The sequence below is a fragment of the Methanobacterium veterum genome, from assembly GCF_000745485.1.
GTDB lineage: Archaea > Methanobacteriota > Methanobacteria > Methanobacteriales > Methanobacteriaceae > Methanobacterium_D > Methanobacterium_D veterum.
The window spans coordinates 461399-477403 of the sequence record NZ_JQJK01000008.1 but is presented as its reverse complement, the minus strand read 5'-3'; the positions used below and the strand labels follow the sequence as shown (position 1 = coordinate 477403).

Below are 16005 nucleotides of genomic sequence, written 5' to 3'. Positions count from 1 at the left end.
TATTCATTCGGTCATGTTTTTAATGTATTTTATAACATCAACTGCATCCTGTCGTTTAATATCAATTCCTTCATCATCTAAAGACTTTTTAATTTCTTTAACTTTACTATCATCAATATCAGCATTCTTAAAAACCAAATCATAGGTTCTTTTTGGATAGAAGATAGATTTTGCAGTTTTAAATAATCTGTTAAATTCTTCTCCAGATATTACTCCTTCCTCAAGCATCTTTTTGAAGTTGTATTCCATGCTGACAAGTGAATCTGAGAGCTGTTCTAAATTTATGGGGTTAATAACAATAGCCACATCATCATCTGATTCGATAAAGCCGTTTTTATACTGGTTGTAAACATAACCTATTCCAACCATTCCAAAGTCATCAAGTTCCGATGCTCGAAGGGCACCCATACTCGCACCGCCCACAATTTTAACTCCTTTTTTAAGTGCATTTAATATTTCGCGGTGGGAAACTGCAGGCTGCTGGTGAAAAACACCGTCTATAATCCCAATTATGTCGGGATTATCCTGCAATGCAGCTGTTACATCTCCTCTCTGTATTGGGGGACGATAATCGGCATCTAATATTTTGGAAGCTTCATCAGCACTCATTGATGGTCCGAGAAAGATTATGATATTCTTTTTGTTTAAATGCAATTTTGGTCTCCTTCGCGACTTTTAGCTCTAAATTAAATTTGAAATCAATTTTAAGGTTGAAAAGTGTGTATTGATAGATATGCTTCCACAATTATTATATTTTTATGCTTGAATTTTGGGTAATTTTAGCATTGCATTAAAAACTTATTTATTTAAATGTTGGGGATGATTGTTAATTTGGTGTGCATTTTATGTCTAGATTGGGGCTATGTAATATTAAATAGCGTTAGTTAATCTAAAAATAATGAAATTGATTTTATATTAAAATTAGAAAGTATAAAAAATTGAATATAAAAAATATAAGCTAAAAATAGCTTAAAACACCATAAAGAGATTTATCTATCTTTTTTACTATTTATGAGATTAAACTCTTCTTTTTGTTTTTCATAAAATTCTTGAAATCCAGTTATATGGGTTTCAAGTATTCTGTTTAATTCGTCAGAATCGTTAAAACTAGACCTAGAGGGGGTACTAATAATAAGATTTATTGTTAAAGATTCGTAATATTCATTATATTTAGATAATGGTATCATTGGATATTTTTCATAATTTGTAGTGAACATATACAGGTTTAAACTGTTTTTTAAATAATTATATTGCTCTTTAGTGAGTTTAGTATCTTTATATTTAATTTTTATGTCTTTTGATGCAATATTCTGTTCTATTGTATGATTTACATATTCTAGCATCCAACCACTACTTCTAATTTAATTTAATACTAAATATACTTTAACAAAAAAATTGGAAGAGTTTTAAGAGGTTAAAGAAAAGTTTTTTTTACAGTTTTCCATTTTCTAGCTAAATTAATCTAATTTTTCTGTATATTGCTTAGGTTTTATTTCAGCAATTTTTGCCTGGATTTTCCTGATTTAAATTGATGTGAATCCTCAAAAAGCTGTAATAAATTTCTAAATGTGGTGATGTTGTGCATATCGTAGTACTGTTCAAATGGCCTGGACACTAAGTTGACATTAGTTAATAGGTTAAGTTTATATAGTTAGCGTAACAATGTTATGTTACGTGAGGAAACCATCAAATGATATTTACTGCCTCATCATTTGATGGTCACTTCAGATTTATAATGATCTTAGATGTTTTATTAGCGAAACTAGCGTATTGGAAGTGATTTATGTATGGAAGATGATTTAATATCCAAAAAAGAGCTTTTGGAATTAACTGGAATTTCCTACGGCCAGCTTTACCGCTGGAAAAGGAAAAATCTCATACCTGAAGAATGGTTCATTAAGAAATCTACATTTACAGGCCAGGAGACATTTTTTCCAAAAGAAAGGATACTGGATAGGGTTGAGAAGATAAAAAACATGAAAGGAGACGTATCACTGGATGATCTGGCTGACATGCTTTCTCCAAACTTAATGGAAACCGTGCTTGAAAGTGAGAAATTAGTGGAAAAGAACATTGTTTCAAAAACTACCCTTGATTTTTATACCCAAAAGAGAGGAGAGGTAGCGAAATTTGCCTTTGAAAAGATGCTTTACTTATATATTTTGGACAAAATGTTTGAATCTGGAAAAATCAATTTTGACGAGGGAGAAATAATATTAAAACTTTTAGAAGAGGAATATCCTAAATTTAAGGGAAAAGGTGGAGAACTGCTTTTCCTGCGTAAGCTTGGAATTTCAAGCTGCTGTCTTGTCTCAAATATTTGTGATATTTATTTTGAAGACAGCATGAAAATCATTGAAAGGATGAATCTTTCAGACTTAATCGAGGAATTAAAAATAAAAATAGCTTAATGGTGATTATTATGGAAAAGAGCATATCTGACCTGAAAATCAATGGTCATGGAAGTTCAACTGGGGGTAAATACAACTCAGTAACTATAAATGGGAATGGAAGTATAAACGGTGATCTGGAATGTGTTTACCTGAGAATTAATGGACAGGGTAATGTTAAAGGCAGTACAAAAGCAGAATCCTTTAAAATTAATGGTAACAGCTCAATAAAGGGGAATTTAGAATCTGAGAAAATTAAAGTTAATGGTATGACACATATTGAAGGGAATTTATCTGTAGAAGATGCTGAAACCTATGGGAATATCACTATTGGGGGGGACTGCAACGCTGAAATATTCCGTGTAGACGGCATGTTTGCAGTTGAAGGCCTTTTAAACGCAGGTGAATTAAAACTCAATTTACATGGGCCATCCCGGGCACGTGAAATTGGTGGTGAGAAAATCACGGTTAAAAAAATGGGCCGGTTTGGATTAAGAGGTCTAAAAAACTTTATCTGGCCACATGGGCATGATAAAGGTCTTAATGCAGATGTTATCGAAGGAGATGATGTTTACCTTGAGAATACTCATGCCAAAGTCGTGAGGGGAAATAACATAGAATTAGGGCCTGACTGTGAAATTGAACTTGTAGAATACAATGAAAGTTTCAAACAGGATGAGAATACTGTGGTTGGTACTCACAGGAGGATATAATAATGATAATACTTTTCACATGCTCTTACATTAAGCAAGTATTCATGGAAAAAAATAGGCTAACTACCGTCGTACGAGTTTATGATAGTTATGGAGTGAAAAAGAATGACAAATAACGTAATTGAAGTGAAATCTCTGGTAAAAAAATATGGAAATTTCACTGCAGTAGATAATATATCATTTAGTATCAAAAAAGGCGAAATATTCGCTTTCCTTGGTCCTAATGGTGCAGGTAAAACAACAACAGTTGAAATAATGGAATGTCTTAAAAGTTCAACTGCAGGTTCTGTAAATATTCTTGGATTTGACATTAAAAAAGACGAAATGAAAGTTAAACAAAAAATTGGTGTGCTTCCGCAGGATTTTAATGCATTTGAATGGTTGACAGTCTATGAAAATATCGATTATTTTGCTCAAATGTACCCAAAACATGTAGACGTAGATGGTCTCGTCAAAATGTTGAGTTTAGAGCATAAAAGAGACGTTTTATTTAAGGACCTTTCTGGAGGTTTAAAACAACGTGTGGGGATTGCTATAGCATTGGTTAACGATCCGGAAATAGTTTTTCTTGATGAACCAAGCACTGGTCTTGACCCAAAAGCAAGAAGAGATGTATGGGATGCAGTTAAGGAATTAAAAAAACAGGGTAAGACAGTATTTCTTACAACTCATTACATGGATGAAGCCCACTATCTTGCAGGTAGGGTGTGTGTATTACATAATGGCCATATCATTGCTGAAGGAACCCCTGAAGACTTAATAAACCGTTACGGTGGGGGTAATATGCTTATTATCAGAGAATGTGACGAACATACAAGAGATGAACTTATTAAAGCTATCCCTGATTGTAAAGTTGAAGGTAATGATATTTTGGTAGAATTAGAAGAAGGGAATGGTATGAAGAGCATGTCTGATGCAATATCTATTATTAATGCAAGTGGTTTAACATGTGAAGAGCTTTACGTTAAAAAAGCAACTCTTGAAGATGTATTTTTAAATTTAACTGGTGACAAGCTTGTTGAAGGAGGAAAATAGATGTCACGAATTACTACTGATATTAAATACAGTTTTAAAGAGACCTTCAGGGATAGAATGAACATTTTCTGGATGTTTGTATTTCCTATAGTTCTATTTCTCTTATTTGGATACATATTTGGTGGTCAGTCTGGCTCCATAACACTGTATTACCAGGACAATGATGGGTCGCAGATGTCTAATACATTTATTCAGGCGCTGAACTCTACGGGCGCACTGGAACTCAAAGATGGTTCGGGCATGAATCTGGAGCAGATGCTCAGGGATGGAAAAGTCTCTGCATATCTTGAAATACCGAAAGGATTCGGGCAAGACATTGTAACGACAGGATCGGGTGGTGTTCCCAGCGCTGATCTACCAATATACTACGATAAGTCAAAATCAACCTCCATGGCAGCTGTTTCTGTGGTTCAACAGGTTGCAAATGGCTTCAACATGAAAATGGCGGGTGCCAAAAATATTATCAATGTAAACCCAACTGAAGCTGCTTCATCTGGAATGAACTACTTTGACTTCCTGCTACCTGGAATACTTGCTATTACCATAATGTCTGCTGCAACAAATATGGCGGTGGGAACTATTGCAAGATTACGCAGCACTGGTGTGTTTCGAAAACTTTCAACTACACCCCTCTCAAGTAAGGAATGGATCGCTGCAAGAATTACCACATGGACTGTGCTGGTGATTCTTTCTCTGGCAGTAGCTGTATTCCTGGCATGGCTTGTATTTAACATACATCCAAATATCAACCTGATAAGTTTACTGCTTATTGTCCTTGGGACTGCACTTTTTGCAGGGTTTGGAATAGTGGTTGCAAACTTCGTTAAAAATGAAGAATCTGCCATGAACGCTGTGGGAGTTATAACATTTCCATTGATGTTCGTTTCAGGGACTTTAATACCTGTTGAGAATATGCCGTGGTTCCTGCAGTATTTGGCAAAAATATCTCCTTTAACTTACCTGAGTGAAGGTTTGAGGAGCTCTATGATTACTGGAAACACTGGAGATGCGGCTATTAATCTTGCAATTGTTGCAGTACTTGGAATCATACTGTTTGGATTAGGAGCAGCTACTTTTAGCTGGAAAGAGGATTAATCCTCTTTCATTTAGGGAATGATTATTATGGAAAAAGTTAAAGATTTAAAAATTTATGGATCTGGAAGTTCATCTGGCGGGGAATACAATAAAATCCGCATAATGGGAGAAGGAAGAATAAATGGCGATATTAATTGTACCGATCTTAAAATAAGTGGAGAAGGTACAGTAGAAGGTAATTTAAAAGCAGTAAATAATGTCAGCGTAATGGGGGAAGGAATGTTAGATGGAAATGTTGACTGCACTGATTTTAAAGTTAATGGGGAATGTGGAGTTGATGGCAGTTTAAAATCGGAAGGTAAAGTGACCATAAGGGGCGAGGCAGATGTTAAAGGTAATTTAAAAGCTCAAAAGGTTAAAGTTCAGGGGGAACTTGAAGTTAATGGCGAGTTATTTGCAGATGAGGTGAAAATTACAGGAAATATCAGCTCTGGCGGAGATTGCAACGCTGAAATTTTCACTGTAGAAGGAGGCCTTACAATTGACGGTTTGTTAAATGCAGATATAGTAAAAATAAACTTATACTGGCCGTGTAAAGTACATGAAATTGGTGGATCGGAAATTACAGTTAAAAAAAGTGGAAAATTAAGCTTTTTAGGCCTTAAACTTATTGTTACGCCTGGCAGGCAAAATGAACTTACTGCAGATATCATTGAAGGAGACAGGGTTTACCTTGAAAATACAACTGCAAAAGTGGTGAGAGGGACTGATATAATCATTGGGTCTGGCTGTAAAATTGAACTTGTAGAATTTACCAATAGCTTCAAACAGGATGAAAAATCGGATGTAATTACTAATAAGAAAATATAAATTATATATAGTAAAAATAGCTGAAATTAATTGATATCAGAACCTACAATCTCCTGGTGGAGCTTGATAATTCGTGGAATTGATGGATGATCAGTTCCCCGTCTTTCTTTCCATTTTTTAATTACAAAATCTAAATCTACTTCTTTGTCCCAGTGGGTTAAATTATCTGCATGGGCGACAATTTTTTCTTCGAGTGTAAGTGGAATATAATTTTGAGGCGGTAAACCCAGTTGTAGAGCTTCTTCTTTTGGAATACCTGCACCTATATGTCTCAGTGCAATATTTGAAACGGAATCTGGGAATCCCATATCTTTTAGGATTTCTGCACCTACTACTGCATGATCTATGCCGTTTGTTTTAGATCTCCCAATATCGTGGAGTAGGGCACCTGTTTCTACCAGTTCGATATCAACATCAAAATTAGAAGATAATTTCAAGGCTTTTCTACAGACAGCCTTGGAATGATTAATTAAATGAGTAGGGCAATTTAAATGCTTTAAAATTTCAACAGTCAACTATTTGCCCCTGAAAAAGAATTAGTTCATTTGTTCTTTTAAATTAGTAATTACGGAAGTGTTATCCTGGTACTCTAGTGTTTCATCACATTCAGGACATATGAAGTTGTACTCTGCAGCTTCTTCAAATTTAAATCTACAACCGTTGACACACACAAAGAACATATTGTCCTCTTCATATGCTAATGATTCTTCGATTTCTTCTGCTTTTTCTTCGTAGTTCTTAGAAATAGTTTCAATAACGCTGTCTTTTTCAAATGTCCAGCTGTAGGTGTACCACTGAGTTTCCGGGTCCTTACTTCGCTTGTAGCTTGCAAGTCCTGCATCGTAAAGTTTGTAAAGAATTCTTCTCACTATATTGAGCCTTACTTCAATTTCTTCTGAAATTTCTTCATCGGTTATTTTACCTTCTAAAAGACACTTGATAATGGTGAGACTATGTTCATTATCTTCAGTGACTTCATGGATCAATTCTTGAACCATAGTTTCATTTAGAATCTCGGTTCCTTCTTTAGATAGGGAAGATTTAATTAATTCTTGAGTTACTGGGCCATTAACATTAAGCATGTTTATCCTCCTAGGAAATTATTTTAAAAAAGTGCGGTAGATGTAAATTGCAAAGTCGTTAAAGTTAAATTAAAAAAATATTTAACGAGCATTTCTGAAAAACACTGGTTCTAAAGACATTTAAATTTTAGTTTTTATCAAAATGATGTCAAGTAACACATTTTGACTCTTGTTATTATTATTGTTATACTACTATTTAATTATTTGGATGCAACAATATTGATCATGGCGAACAATGATGTCAATAAAATATGATCATTGTTTAAGCTCCCTGATGATGACTGCAGGGGTATGTTCTATGGAACTCAACATTTCAATTGTTATGCCGTCTACTTCTTTATCAAAGGTATTTCCCATATCGTAAACAGTTTTCATACTGTACTCAGTTTGGTTTTGGTAATCATCGGCAACTTTGGCAATTTCCAGAATTTTTTCCATATTCTGGGGTTTTGAGATAGCTAAGGGGGTAGGGCCTATGATTCTGCCGAATCTTCCCAACAGATATCCCATTATTCCAAAATCAGCGTTAATTCCTTCTGCAGCTATGGGAAGTGATGTAAATTTCATACCTAAAAATTCATAAGTTGCATCTGTATCAATTATTATAGCTACAACTTCTTTTGCAACATTTTTAGATATTTTTTGTGCAATGTCTTCCACCACCTGCTGTGGTTCGTGTGGTAACAGAGAGACATAAGTCCCCGGTGCATTACTGAGGTCAATTCCAGCTTCAGAAGCAGGTTTTAAAGCATGTTTTAATCCATAATATTTCAGTACAACTTCTTTATGTGATCGCGCTTCCGGGGGTAAATTTCTTAAATTTTTAATTGTTCTCTGTTTAATTCTTAAAAGAGGCCCGAGGATATAACCCCATAGATATTTTGACCAGATATCTGCAAGAAAAGTTGCAAGGTATGAAGGTTTAACTAGTGCTTCATCAACTATTCTGCCCTGAGCTATAGCTATGGGAGTCTCTGAAATTACGAGATAATCTCCATCTTCTAATAAATTCTCTGCATTATCAATGATTATGTTGTATGATTCGTTTGGCTTGATGTAACCTGTTTTAACTGGAATAATTTCATATTTTTGGGTTTTCATATCTGCACATCTAATTGGTTTATTTGTATGGGCTAAATTTGATATTTTTAGAAAATAAAATTTACAATCAAATCATGTATATCCTTAAAATTATAGTGAATAACATGTGAAAATTCTATGAATTTTCACGGTTACGGAACTCTCGAAATTCGTAGAATTTTAGAAAATATGAAATATTTTCTAACTCCCAAAAACCTATGGTTTTTGAGGATTTCGGAGCCCTCGAAATTTATAATTTCGGGGCATCGAAAAGCTTTGCTTTTCGATAGTGCAAAAAACAAAGTTTTTTGCTAACTCTGATTTTTGGGAGGTCAACGACATTATAAACAGATTATTATAATAATTAGTCAAAACTATTTAGTTATTCACTATATTAAAGATTAGCTTTAATCTTAATTTACAGATTGTTTGGAGAAATAAAAATGCATAAATCAGATAACTTATCATCACACCTTTCAAGTGAGTATGACTCTCAAATAGCAAATACAATTCCTTATTATAATTTTTTTCACCAGGAAATCCTTAATTTAGTTGAATCAATGGATATAAACCCTAATATTTGGTTAGATACTGGTTGTGGAACCGGTAATCTGGTAGAAAAAGCGTTGCAAAAATTTCCAGATACGGCTTTTATTCTAGCTGATCCTTCTGCTGATATGCTAAACAAGGCAAAGGAAAAGTTAATAGATTGTAATGGCATAAAATTTTTAGAACCCACACCAAGCCAGGATATTTCTCTTTTAAAAAATGTAGATGTAATTACTGCAATTCAATCACATCACTATCTAAGTGAAGATGAACGATATAAAGCTGTAAAGTCATGCTATGATAATTTAAATGAAAATGGAGTATATGTTGCCTTTGAAAATATTCGCCCGCTTACAGAAAAAGGAACTGAAGTAGGAAAAGAATACTGGGAGAAATTTCAAATTTCAAAGGGTAAATCAGTTAAAGATGCTGAAAACCATATAAAAAGATTTGGTGTGGAGTATTTCCCTATAACTGTTGAAGATCATCTTTTATTACTGAGAAAAATCGGATTCCGCGTGGTTGAAATATTCTGGTATTCTTACATGCAGGCCGGATTTTATTGTATAAAATAAAAGAATAGATGGAATTAAATATCTAATTTACCTAAGGTATCTCCTCTAAGCCCACGTCTAAGTGTTTCAAGTGAAGTTACTTCTTCTGGAGCTATATTGCCTAGGTTTACATTTGGTCCAAATTTTAAAATCAGGTCTGTCTGCTGGTTTTTAAGGGGGGCTTCCCAGATTATTTTTTCCATATTTGTTTTTGCCAGTATTTCAAGCTCATCTTCCTTGATATTTCCACATTCATCATAAATGCCTATGCCTTTTCCACCTTCACGTGCTTCAATTAATATTCTATCTGAACCAGCATTTATATCAGAGTTTATAAGTTTCACACGGTCTTCAGTATCCAGTTTACAATCATCTTGGGGATTTTTTTTCCCAACTTCAGAAATAACTGTGAATCCTCTTTCTTTAGTTTTAGATATTATATTTCTTCTTTCTTCAGGTGATATGATGGTAGATCCGTCTGATATCTCAATAGCGGTAAATCCTAACTTGTCAGATTCATCTAAAAATTCCGAAAACTTATTTTTCATATATGCAAGTTCAAATAAGGTTCCACCAGGATATGGATTTACATCATAGGACAAATACATTTCGGCCTTGTTTTGTATGAGTTCTCTGTCGTGCAGGGCAGATGTTCCCCATCCCAGTTTGGCAAAATCTATATATTCGCCTGATACTTCCATCAAATCTTCTAGAACTCTTAATCCCATGCCTTTGTCTAACATCATGGTAATTCCGTTTTTACGAGGTTTTTCAACTCGATATGGTGTAATAAAGTTAAATGCTTTCATTAATTCACCTTTTGATAAATTTCTAAAACAATTAAATCTAATTATGTCAGTGTCTTATTGTTTTTGTGATTTATATAGTAATGCATGTAAATTTTAAAGTTTGTGTTTGTTAATTTGACATTCTAATTTTTGTATAAGTATGTAAATTGTAACAGATAATACTATCAAAAATAAAATTTTTAGTCACGTTTTTATTAGGGCAATGTCTTTCGGTTATGGGTAAACCGACATAGTGCAAAAAATATCAATAAAATATAAAGTTTTAGAGATAAATAAATAATGGTGTTATTGAGGTGAAATAAATGGAAAAGAGCATTTATTATTTTGAAAGTCCCGGTGAACAAAATACAGATAAACTGGTAGAAGTTGTAAAGCAGAGAAAAGAAGAATTAGGCATAAAAAATATTGTAGTTGCCTCCGTATCTGGTAAAACTGCGCTTAAACTAAAAGAAGCGATGGCTGATGTAAATATAGTAAGTATAACTCATCATGCAGGATTTAAAGAAAAAGGAAAGTTGGAAATATCTGAAAAAGACAAAAATAAGCTTGTAGAAAATGGTATAACATTTTACACAGGATCTCATGCTTTAAGTGGTGTTGGCAGGGGAATATCAAATAAATTTGGGGGAGTAACACCTGTTGAGATAATAGCGGGCACCCTTAGATTATTTGGCCAGGGAATAAAGGTTTGTGTTGAAGTAACTATTATGGCTGCTGATGCTGGTTTAATACCCATAGACTCTGAGATAATTGCAATTGGGGGAACTGCAAGAGGTGCAGATGCTGCGGTAGTTTTAGAGCCGGCGCATATGAATAATTTCTTTGATCTTAAATTTAAAGAGATAATTGCAATGCCTCGATCTTAGTTTGCGAGAATAATTTTTAAATCTTAAATTTTAGGAGATAATTCTTATATTTAGATATATTTTCATGAATTTAACGTGGACTTATATTGGAAAATCAAAGACATTAATGTAGTAATATACTTGAGCAATATCTAAAAGATGTGGTGGGTATATCATCATAAAACTAAAAAATTATTTGCAAGATAGTAAATTGTCATTGATATAATCGCTGGTTTTAAATATAAGTTATTACAATACCACAAATAAATTTAACAACATTGGCTGTGGGGGTAGGAATTGAAATCTCTTATAAATAGTACCTTAAAAGAATCTGAAGTGAGAAGGGAGAGAACACCAAGTGATATCCAGAATAACTTCGATATATCAGACATCAACAGTGACCTCAAAGATATTATAGAGCAGAGTAAAGCAAAAATATTTGTTGTTGGAACTGGAGGGGCTGGAAATAATACAGTTTCAAGGCTTATGGAAATAGGAATTGAAGGCGCAGATACTATTTCGGTAAATACAGATGCACAGGACTTATTCTACTCAAATTCTCACCAAAAGATACTCATAGGTAAAGGAACATGTGGAGGATTAGGCGCTGGCGGTATACCTGAGATAGGTGAAGAAAGCGCTGAAGAAAGTGAAGAACAGATAAAAGAAAGGTTAGAAGGGGCCGACATGGTTTTTGTAACCTGTGGGCTTGGTGGAGGTACTGGAACAGGATCTGCTCCAGTAATTGCGAAGTTAGCCAAAAAAATTGGTGCATTAACTATTGCAGTCGCTACAATGCCTTTCAGTGCTGAAGGACTCAGACGACGAGAAAATGCTGAAAAAGGACTTGAAAAGCTGCAGAATAATGCGGATACAGTAATTGTTGTACCTAATGATAAATTACTGGAAGTTGCACCAAATCTGCCTATAAATAAAGCTTTCATGGTTACAGATGAACTCTTAGGAAGAGCTGTTAAAGGAATAACTGAGCTTATAACTAAACCTGGTCTTGTAAGTCTTGACTTTGCAGATATACGAAGTATAATGCAGGGTTCTGGAATGGCAATGATTGGTATGGGTGAATCTGAATCTGGCGATAGGGCAATTGAATCTGTTCATGAGGCATTAAACAGTCCATTACTTGATCTGGATATTTCAAATGCTAAGGGTGCATTGATAAACATATCTGGAAGCTCAGATATGACATTACACGAAGCTGAAAAGATTGTCCAGATAGTGGCTGATGAACTTGATCCCGATGCAAACATAATCTGGGGTACACAGATACAGGAAGACCTTCAAAATATCATCAGGACAACTATAGTAGTAGCTGGAGTAAAATCTCCCCACATATATGGCGCGCCTGCTGAACGCGAGTATCTGGAAGAAGAAAGTAAAGATTCTGTGCATGAATCTGCTTTAGAAGAGTTTATAGATGGTGTTTTTTAATCATATAATATAAATTATAAAAACACCCTATGATTTTCTCTCTCTTGGTTAGTTTTAGTTATCTATAAAAATGAAAAGGTTTATAAATTCATAATGAAAATAAACTATTATCATTTATATAGAATAATTACCAAATACATTATTCCCAATCCTTAATTCAATAACTTATTCTATTATGAATTTAAGTAGGTATTTTTATGAATTTGAATAAAGAATCTATTACCCAAGCTTTAAAACAATACAGAAGAGTTTTATACATATCCAAAAGGCCAGAACGTGATGAATATATAAACGTGGCAAAGATAACTGGAATTGGAATTATAATCATAGGGGTTATAGGTTTTGTAATAACTCTTGTGGCTCAGTTAATTGGTCAAACATAATTTTTATTGATTTACTGCATTAAATTAGCTTAAATGTTTTAGGTAAGTGATAATTTGATATATGCATTTAGAACCCTTGTGGGACAAGAAAAAAACGTTGCAAGGCTGCTTGCAAGAAATGTTAGAAACAGTGATATAGACGTAACTTCAATACTTGTTCCAGATACTTTAAAAGGTTATATACTAGTAGAAACTCCTTCAAAAGTAGATATGCAGGATCCCGCATTTAAAGTTCCAAATTTAAGGGGATCAGTTGAGGGTGAAATATCCTTTGAAGAGATAAAAACATTTTTAAACCCAGAACCGGTACTTGCTTCTGTTAAAAAAGGAAGTATTGTAGAGCTTATATCTGGTCCTTTTAAAGATGAAAAAGCTAAAGTAGTTAGAATAGATGAATCTAAGGAAGAAGTAGTTTTAGAACTTATTGAAGCTGCGATTCCAATCCCAGTTACGGTCAAAGGTGACCAAATTAGATTAATACAGAAGGAGGCAGATTAATGGCAAAAGAAACCGTAGAAATTCTCATTGAAGGCGGAAAAGCCACACCAGGACCACCATTAGGACCTGCAATAGGACCGCTTGGTATTAACATGATGCAAGTTGTTGAACAGATAAACGAAAAAACTTCAGATTTCGATGGAATGAAAGTTCCAGTAAAAGTAATTGTAGATGTTGGAACTAAAGCATTCGAAATTGAGGTAGGTACACCTCCAACAACAGCACTTATAATGGATGAACTTAATATTGAAAAAGGTTCTCAAGATCCTGGACTTGATAAAGTCGCTGATCTATCCATAGAACAAGCGTTAAAAGTGGCTAGAATGAAATTCAGTGCGTTACTTTCAAACGATTACAAAATGGCTACAAAAGAAGTTGTAGGAACCTGTGTAAGTATGGGTTTAACTGTGGAAGGAAAGGATCCTAAAACAGTTCAAAAAGAAATCGATGAAGGTATGTACGACGATAAATTGTTATAAATTTTAATAAAATAAGTTGACCAATCCGTTTGGTGTAATACCCTATAATTGTGAACTTTTTATCAAAAAAGTTCATGGAGGAATTTGATGAATCAAGAGATAGTGGAAGCAGTGAAGAAGGCTAAGGAAGAATCCAAGCCGAGAAACTTCACACAGTCTATCGATGTTGTTATAAACATCAAAGATTTAGACGTGAAAAAACCAGAAAACAGATTTGATGAAGAAGTCTTCCTTCCAAATGGACGAGGTAAAGGCATTAAAATTGCCGTTATAGCAGATGGTGAACTGGCAATTCAAGCAGAAAATGCCGGCGCAGACCTTGTAATCAGCAAAGCTGATTTAGAAGAGCTGGGAAAAGACCGGAAACAGGCCAAAAAAATGGCCAATGAATACACATTTTTTGTTGCACAGGCAGATATGATGCCGCAGGTTGGTAGATTTTTAGGACCAGTTCTTGGACCTAGGAAAAAGATGCCAAAACCAGTTCCAGCTACTGTAAAACCAGATCCTATATTGGAAAGGCTTTCTAATACTGTAAAAGTAAGAATAAAAGATCAGCCAGTTATTCAGGCGATTGTAGGTTCACAAGATATGGATGATGAACTAATTGCGGATAATGTAGAAGCTGTGCTTGGCGTATTGGATAGGAACCTTGAAAAAGGAAGAAACCAAATAAAATCCATGTATGTTAAAACAACCATGGGTCCAGTAACGAGGGTGATCTAATGGCTCATGTTGCTAATTGGAAAAAGGACGAGGTAAATAACCTTAAAGAACTGATTGATGGCCATAGCGTAGTAGGTATGGCTAATCTGGCAGATATACCGGCTCCTCAACTCCAAAAGATGAGAAGAACCTTAAAAGAGGACGCAACTGTAAAAATGTCAAGAAAGACATTAATGAGCCTTGCTTTAAGTGAATCTCAAAAATCTAATATAGATGCTCTCGGAGAACATATGGAAGGGCAACCTGCATTAATCTTTACAAATATGAATCCATTTAAGCTTTTTAAGATTCTTGAAGCTAGTAAGACTCCTGCCCCTGCAAAGGCTGGAAGTATTGCCCCTGCAGATATTGTAGTACCTAAAGGTGACACAGCTTTCAAACCCGGCCCTATTCTTGGGGAACTTCAAAAAGTCGGTATTCCTGCAAAAATTGATAAAGGAAAAATCGTCATAACCAAGGATAAGGTTGTTGTAGCTGAAGGGGAAGTAGTTTCCAGGGAGATAGCAGGTATTCTTACAAGACTTGATATCCACCCAATGGAAGTTGGAATTGATTTAGTAGCAGCATATGAAGATCAAACAGTATACACATCTGATCTTTTAACAATTGATGAGAGTAAAACCATATCTGATATACAGACTGCATTCTCTCAAGCATTGAACTTATCAGTAAATGCTTCAATATACAACAAAGTGGCTATGCCATACATAATACAGAATGCTGCAAGCAAGTCAATGAATCTAGCATTAAATGCAGAAATTCTCACATCAAAAACAACAGACTTACTGTTATCCAAGGCTTACTTGCAAATGTTAGCACTGGCATCTGAAATAGCTAGCAAAAATGAAGAAGCACTTGATGATGAACTTCTGGACAAACTGAAATCACGCCCACAGGCTGTTGAAGTTAAATCAGAAGAAAAAGAAGAAGATGAAGACGAAGAAGAAGATGAAGAAGAAAAAGAAGAAGATGCCGCAGCAGGGTTAGGTGCCTTGTTTGGTTAAATTTATAAAATTGAAAGGTGATTATAATGGAATATGTATACGCAGCAATGTTATTGCACACAACTGGTCAAGAAATTAACGAAGGAAATGTAACTAAAATATTAGAAGCAGCAGGAGCAGAAGTAGACGAAGCTAGAGTAAAAGCATTAATCGCAGCACTCGAAGATGTGGACATCGAAGAAGCAATGGAAAAAACTGCAGTAGCAGCAGCAGCTCCAGCAGCAGCAGCTCCAGCAGCAGCTCCAGCTGAAGAAGAAGAAGAGGAAGAAGAAGAGGAAGAAGAAAAAGAAGAAGAAGCCGCAGCAGGTCTCGGTGCTCTCTTCGGATAATTCCAAAACTTCAAAGCCATTTTTTGGCTTTCTCTATTTTTTTATTTTAATTACACTGCTATTTTAAGTCAAAAATGTAAATTATTCAATTTATAAAAATTAATATTTAAAAATAAAAACACAGTTCAAAGTGTTGTATAAAAATATTTGGTAATTTACTATAATTTAATAACTT

19 protein-coding genes and 1 pseudogene are annotated in these 16005 nt (G+C 34.5%); 14 read left to right on the top strand and 6 right to left on the bottom strand.

What is annotated here, in order from left to right; all coding sequences use genetic code 11:
- Positions 1-3 precede the first annotated feature (3 nt).
- Both EJ01_RS02495 and EJ01_RS02490 read right to left on the bottom strand, forming a co-directional pair.
- Positions 4-654 carry a TfuA-related McrA-glycine thioamidation protein gene (locus tag EJ01_RS02495; protein ID WP_269221189.1) on the bottom strand — a complete coding sequence of 217 codons (651 nt, stop codon included), beginning with the start codon at positions 652-654 and terminating at the stop codon, positions 4-6.
- 335 nt (positions 655-989) lie between these two features.
- Positions 990-1343: a hypothetical protein gene (locus EJ01_RS02490; protein WP_048080339.1), complete on the bottom strand. Its 354-nt coding sequence runs from the start codon at positions 1341-1343 to the stop codon at positions 990-992.
- Between the two features lie 444 nt (positions 1344-1787).
- On the opposite strand from EJ01_RS02490, the gene EJ01_RS02485 reads away from it, so the two are divergent.
- From EJ01_RS02485 to EJ01_RS02465, 5 genes are all read left to right on the top strand, one after another.
- Positions 1788-2411, top strand: a complete 624-nt coding sequence (locus EJ01_RS02485) for a YhbD family protein (RefSeq protein WP_048080338.1) — start codon at positions 1788-1790, stop codon at positions 2409-2411.
- 11 nt (positions 2412-2422) lie between these two features.
- Complete coding sequence (locus EJ01_RS02480; protein ID WP_048080337.1) at positions 2423-3103, top strand: polymer-forming cytoskeletal protein; 681 nt, start codon at positions 2423-2425, stop codon at positions 3101-3103.
- Between the two features lie 105 nt (positions 3104-3208).
- Positions 3209-4138 (top strand): ABC transporter ATP-binding protein, encoded by a 930-nt coding sequence (locus EJ01_RS02475; protein ID WP_048080336.1) that lies wholly within the window; start codon positions 3209-3211, stop codon positions 4136-4138.
- A complete protein-coding gene (locus EJ01_RS02470; RefSeq protein WP_048080335.1) occupies positions 4139-5233 on the top strand; it encodes an ABC transporter permease in 1095 nt (364 codons plus the stop codon). It abuts the gene before it with no gap.
- 27 nt (positions 5234-5260) lie between these two features.
- The gene (locus tag EJ01_RS02465) at positions 5261-6043 is read left to right on the top strand and encodes a bactofilin family protein (protein WP_048080334.1); all 783 of its coding nucleotides are present in this window, start codon (positions 5261-5263) and stop codon (positions 6041-6043) included.
- A gap of 26 nt (positions 6044-6069) precedes the next feature.
- Here EJ01_RS02465 and EJ01_RS02460 read toward each other — a convergent pair whose 3' ends face one another.
- The 3 genes from EJ01_RS02460 to EJ01_RS02450 all read right to left on the bottom strand — a co-directional run bounded on the left by EJ01_RS02460 (position 6070) and on the right by EJ01_RS02450 (position 8226).
- Positions 6070-6558: a TIGR00295 family protein gene (locus EJ01_RS02460; protein WP_048080333.1), complete on the bottom strand. Its 489-nt coding sequence runs from the start codon at positions 6556-6558 to the stop codon at positions 6070-6072.
- Between the two features lie 21 nt (positions 6559-6579).
- Positions 6580-7056 carry a transcription factor E gene (gene tfe, locus EJ01_RS02455; protein WP_048080558.1) on the bottom strand — a complete coding sequence of 159 codons (477 nt, stop codon included), beginning with the start codon at positions 7054-7056 and terminating at the stop codon, positions 6580-6582.
- Positions 7057-7380: 324 nt separating this feature from the next.
- Positions 7381-8226, bottom strand: a complete 846-nt coding sequence (locus EJ01_RS02450; RefSeq protein ID WP_048080332.1) for a coenzyme F420-0:L-glutamate ligase — start codon at positions 8224-8226, stop codon at positions 7381-7383.
- A 422-nt stretch (positions 8227-8648) separates the two neighbouring features.
- On the opposite strand from EJ01_RS02450, the gene EJ01_RS02445 reads away from it, so the two are divergent.
- Positions 8649-9329: a class I SAM-dependent methyltransferase gene (locus EJ01_RS02445; RefSeq protein WP_048080331.1), complete on the top strand. Its 681-nt coding sequence runs from the start codon at positions 8649-8651 to the stop codon at positions 9327-9329.
- Between the two features lie 14 nt (positions 9330-9343).
- Here EJ01_RS02445 and comA read toward each other — a convergent pair whose 3' ends face one another.
- Positions 9344-10117 carry a phosphosulfolactate synthase gene (comA, locus tag EJ01_RS02440; protein WP_048080330.1) on the bottom strand — a complete coding sequence of 258 codons (774 nt, stop codon included), beginning with the start codon at positions 10115-10117 and terminating at the stop codon, positions 9344-9346.
- A gap of 302 nt (positions 10118-10419) precedes the next feature.
- Here comA and EJ01_RS02435 point away from each other — a divergent pair, with 302 nt between their 5' ends.
- The 8 genes and pseudogenes from EJ01_RS02435 to rpl12p all read left to right on the top strand — a co-directional run.
- Positions 10420-10983 (top strand): pyruvate kinase alpha/beta domain-containing protein, encoded by a 564-nt coding sequence (locus tag EJ01_RS02435; protein WP_048080329.1) that lies wholly within the window; start codon positions 10420-10422, stop codon positions 10981-10983.
- Between the two features lie 276 nt (positions 10984-11259).
- A complete protein-coding gene (gene ftsZ, locus EJ01_RS02430; RefSeq protein ID WP_048080328.1) occupies positions 11260-12411 on the top strand; it encodes a cell division protein FtsZ in 1152 nt (383 codons plus the stop codon).
- 197 nt (positions 12412-12608) lie between these two features.
- Entirely contained in the window at positions 12609-12794 is a 186-nt protein-coding gene (locus EJ01_RS02425) for a protein translocase SEC61 complex subunit gamma (protein ID WP_048080327.1), read from the top strand.
- Between the two features lie 54 nt (positions 12795-12848).
- Entirely contained in the window at positions 12849-13292 is a 444-nt protein-coding gene (locus EJ01_RS02420) for a transcription elongation factor Spt5 (protein ID WP_048080326.1), read from the top strand.
- Entirely contained in the window at positions 13292-13771 is a 480-nt protein-coding gene (locus EJ01_RS02415) for a 50S ribosomal protein L11 (RefSeq protein ID WP_048080325.1), read from the top strand. Before EJ01_RS02420 ends, EJ01_RS02415 begins: the two co-directional genes overlap by 1 nt.
- A gap of 87 nt (positions 13772-13858) precedes the next feature.
- Positions 13859-14497, top strand: coding sequence for a 50S ribosomal protein L1 (locus EJ01_RS02410; protein WP_048080324.1), 639 nt, complete (start codon positions 13859-13861; stop codon positions 14495-14497).
- Entirely contained in the window at positions 14497-15501 is a 1005-nt protein-coding gene (locus EJ01_RS02405; RefSeq protein WP_048080323.1) for a 50S ribosomal protein L10, read from the top strand. The genes EJ01_RS02410 and EJ01_RS02405 overlap by 1 nt, the downstream gene beginning before the upstream one ends.
- A gap of 26 nt (positions 15502-15527) precedes the next feature.
- Positions 15528-15767: pseudogene (gene rpl12p / locus EJ01_RS02400) on the top strand (50S ribosomal protein P1); the annotation flags it as partial.
- Positions 15768-16005 lie beyond the last annotated feature (238 nt).

Excerpts from the sequence above, each read along its gene's own strand:
- EJ01_RS02490 (WP_048080339.1), bottom strand. The coding sequence starts at position 1,343 with ATGCTAGAATATGTAAATCATACAATAGAACAGAATATTGCATCAAAA.
- EJ01_RS02485 (WP_048080338.1), top strand. The coding sequence starts at position 1,788 with ATGGAAGATGATTTAATATCCAAAAAAGAGCTTTTGGAATTAACTGGA.
- EJ01_RS02480 (WP_048080337.1), top strand. The coding sequence starts at position 2,423 with ATGGAAAAGAGCATATCTGACCTGAAAATCAATGGTCATGGAAGTTCA.
- EJ01_RS02475 (WP_048080336.1), top strand. The coding sequence starts at position 3,209 with ATGACAAATAACGTAATTGAAGTGAAATCTCTGGTAAAAAAATATGGA.
- EJ01_RS02470 (WP_048080335.1), top strand. The coding sequence starts at position 4,139 with ATGTCACGAATTACTACTGATATTAAATACAGTTTTAAAGAGACCTTC.
- EJ01_RS02465 (WP_048080334.1), top strand. The coding sequence starts at position 5,261 with ATGGAAAAAGTTAAAGATTTAAAAATTTATGGATCTGGAAGTTCATCT.
- EJ01_RS02450 (WP_048080332.1), bottom strand. The coding sequence starts at position 8,226 with ATGAAAACCCAAAAATATGAAATTATTCCAGTTAAAACAGGTTACATC.
- EJ01_RS02445 (WP_048080331.1), top strand. The coding sequence starts at position 8,649 with ATGCATAAATCAGATAACTTATCATCACACCTTTCAAGTGAGTATGAC.
- comA (WP_048080330.1), bottom strand. The coding sequence starts at position 10,117 with ATGAAAGCATTTAACTTTATTACACCATATCGAGTTGAAAAACCTCGT.
- EJ01_RS02435 (WP_048080329.1), top strand. The coding sequence starts at position 10,420 with ATGGAAAAGAGCATTTATTATTTTGAAAGTCCCGGTGAACAAAATACA.
- EJ01_RS02425 (WP_048080327.1), top strand. The coding sequence starts at position 12,609 with ATGAATTTGAATAAAGAATCTATTACCCAAGCTTTAAAACAATACAGA.
- EJ01_RS02415 (WP_048080325.1), top strand. The coding sequence starts at position 13,292 with ATGGCAAAAGAAACCGTAGAAATTCTCATTGAAGGCGGAAAAGCCACA.
- EJ01_RS02410 (WP_048080324.1), top strand. The coding sequence starts at position 13,859 with ATGAATCAAGAGATAGTGGAAGCAGTGAAGAAGGCTAAGGAAGAATCC.
- EJ01_RS02405 (WP_048080323.1), top strand. The coding sequence starts at position 14,497 with ATGGCTCATGTTGCTAATTGGAAAAAGGACGAGGTAAATAACCTTAAA.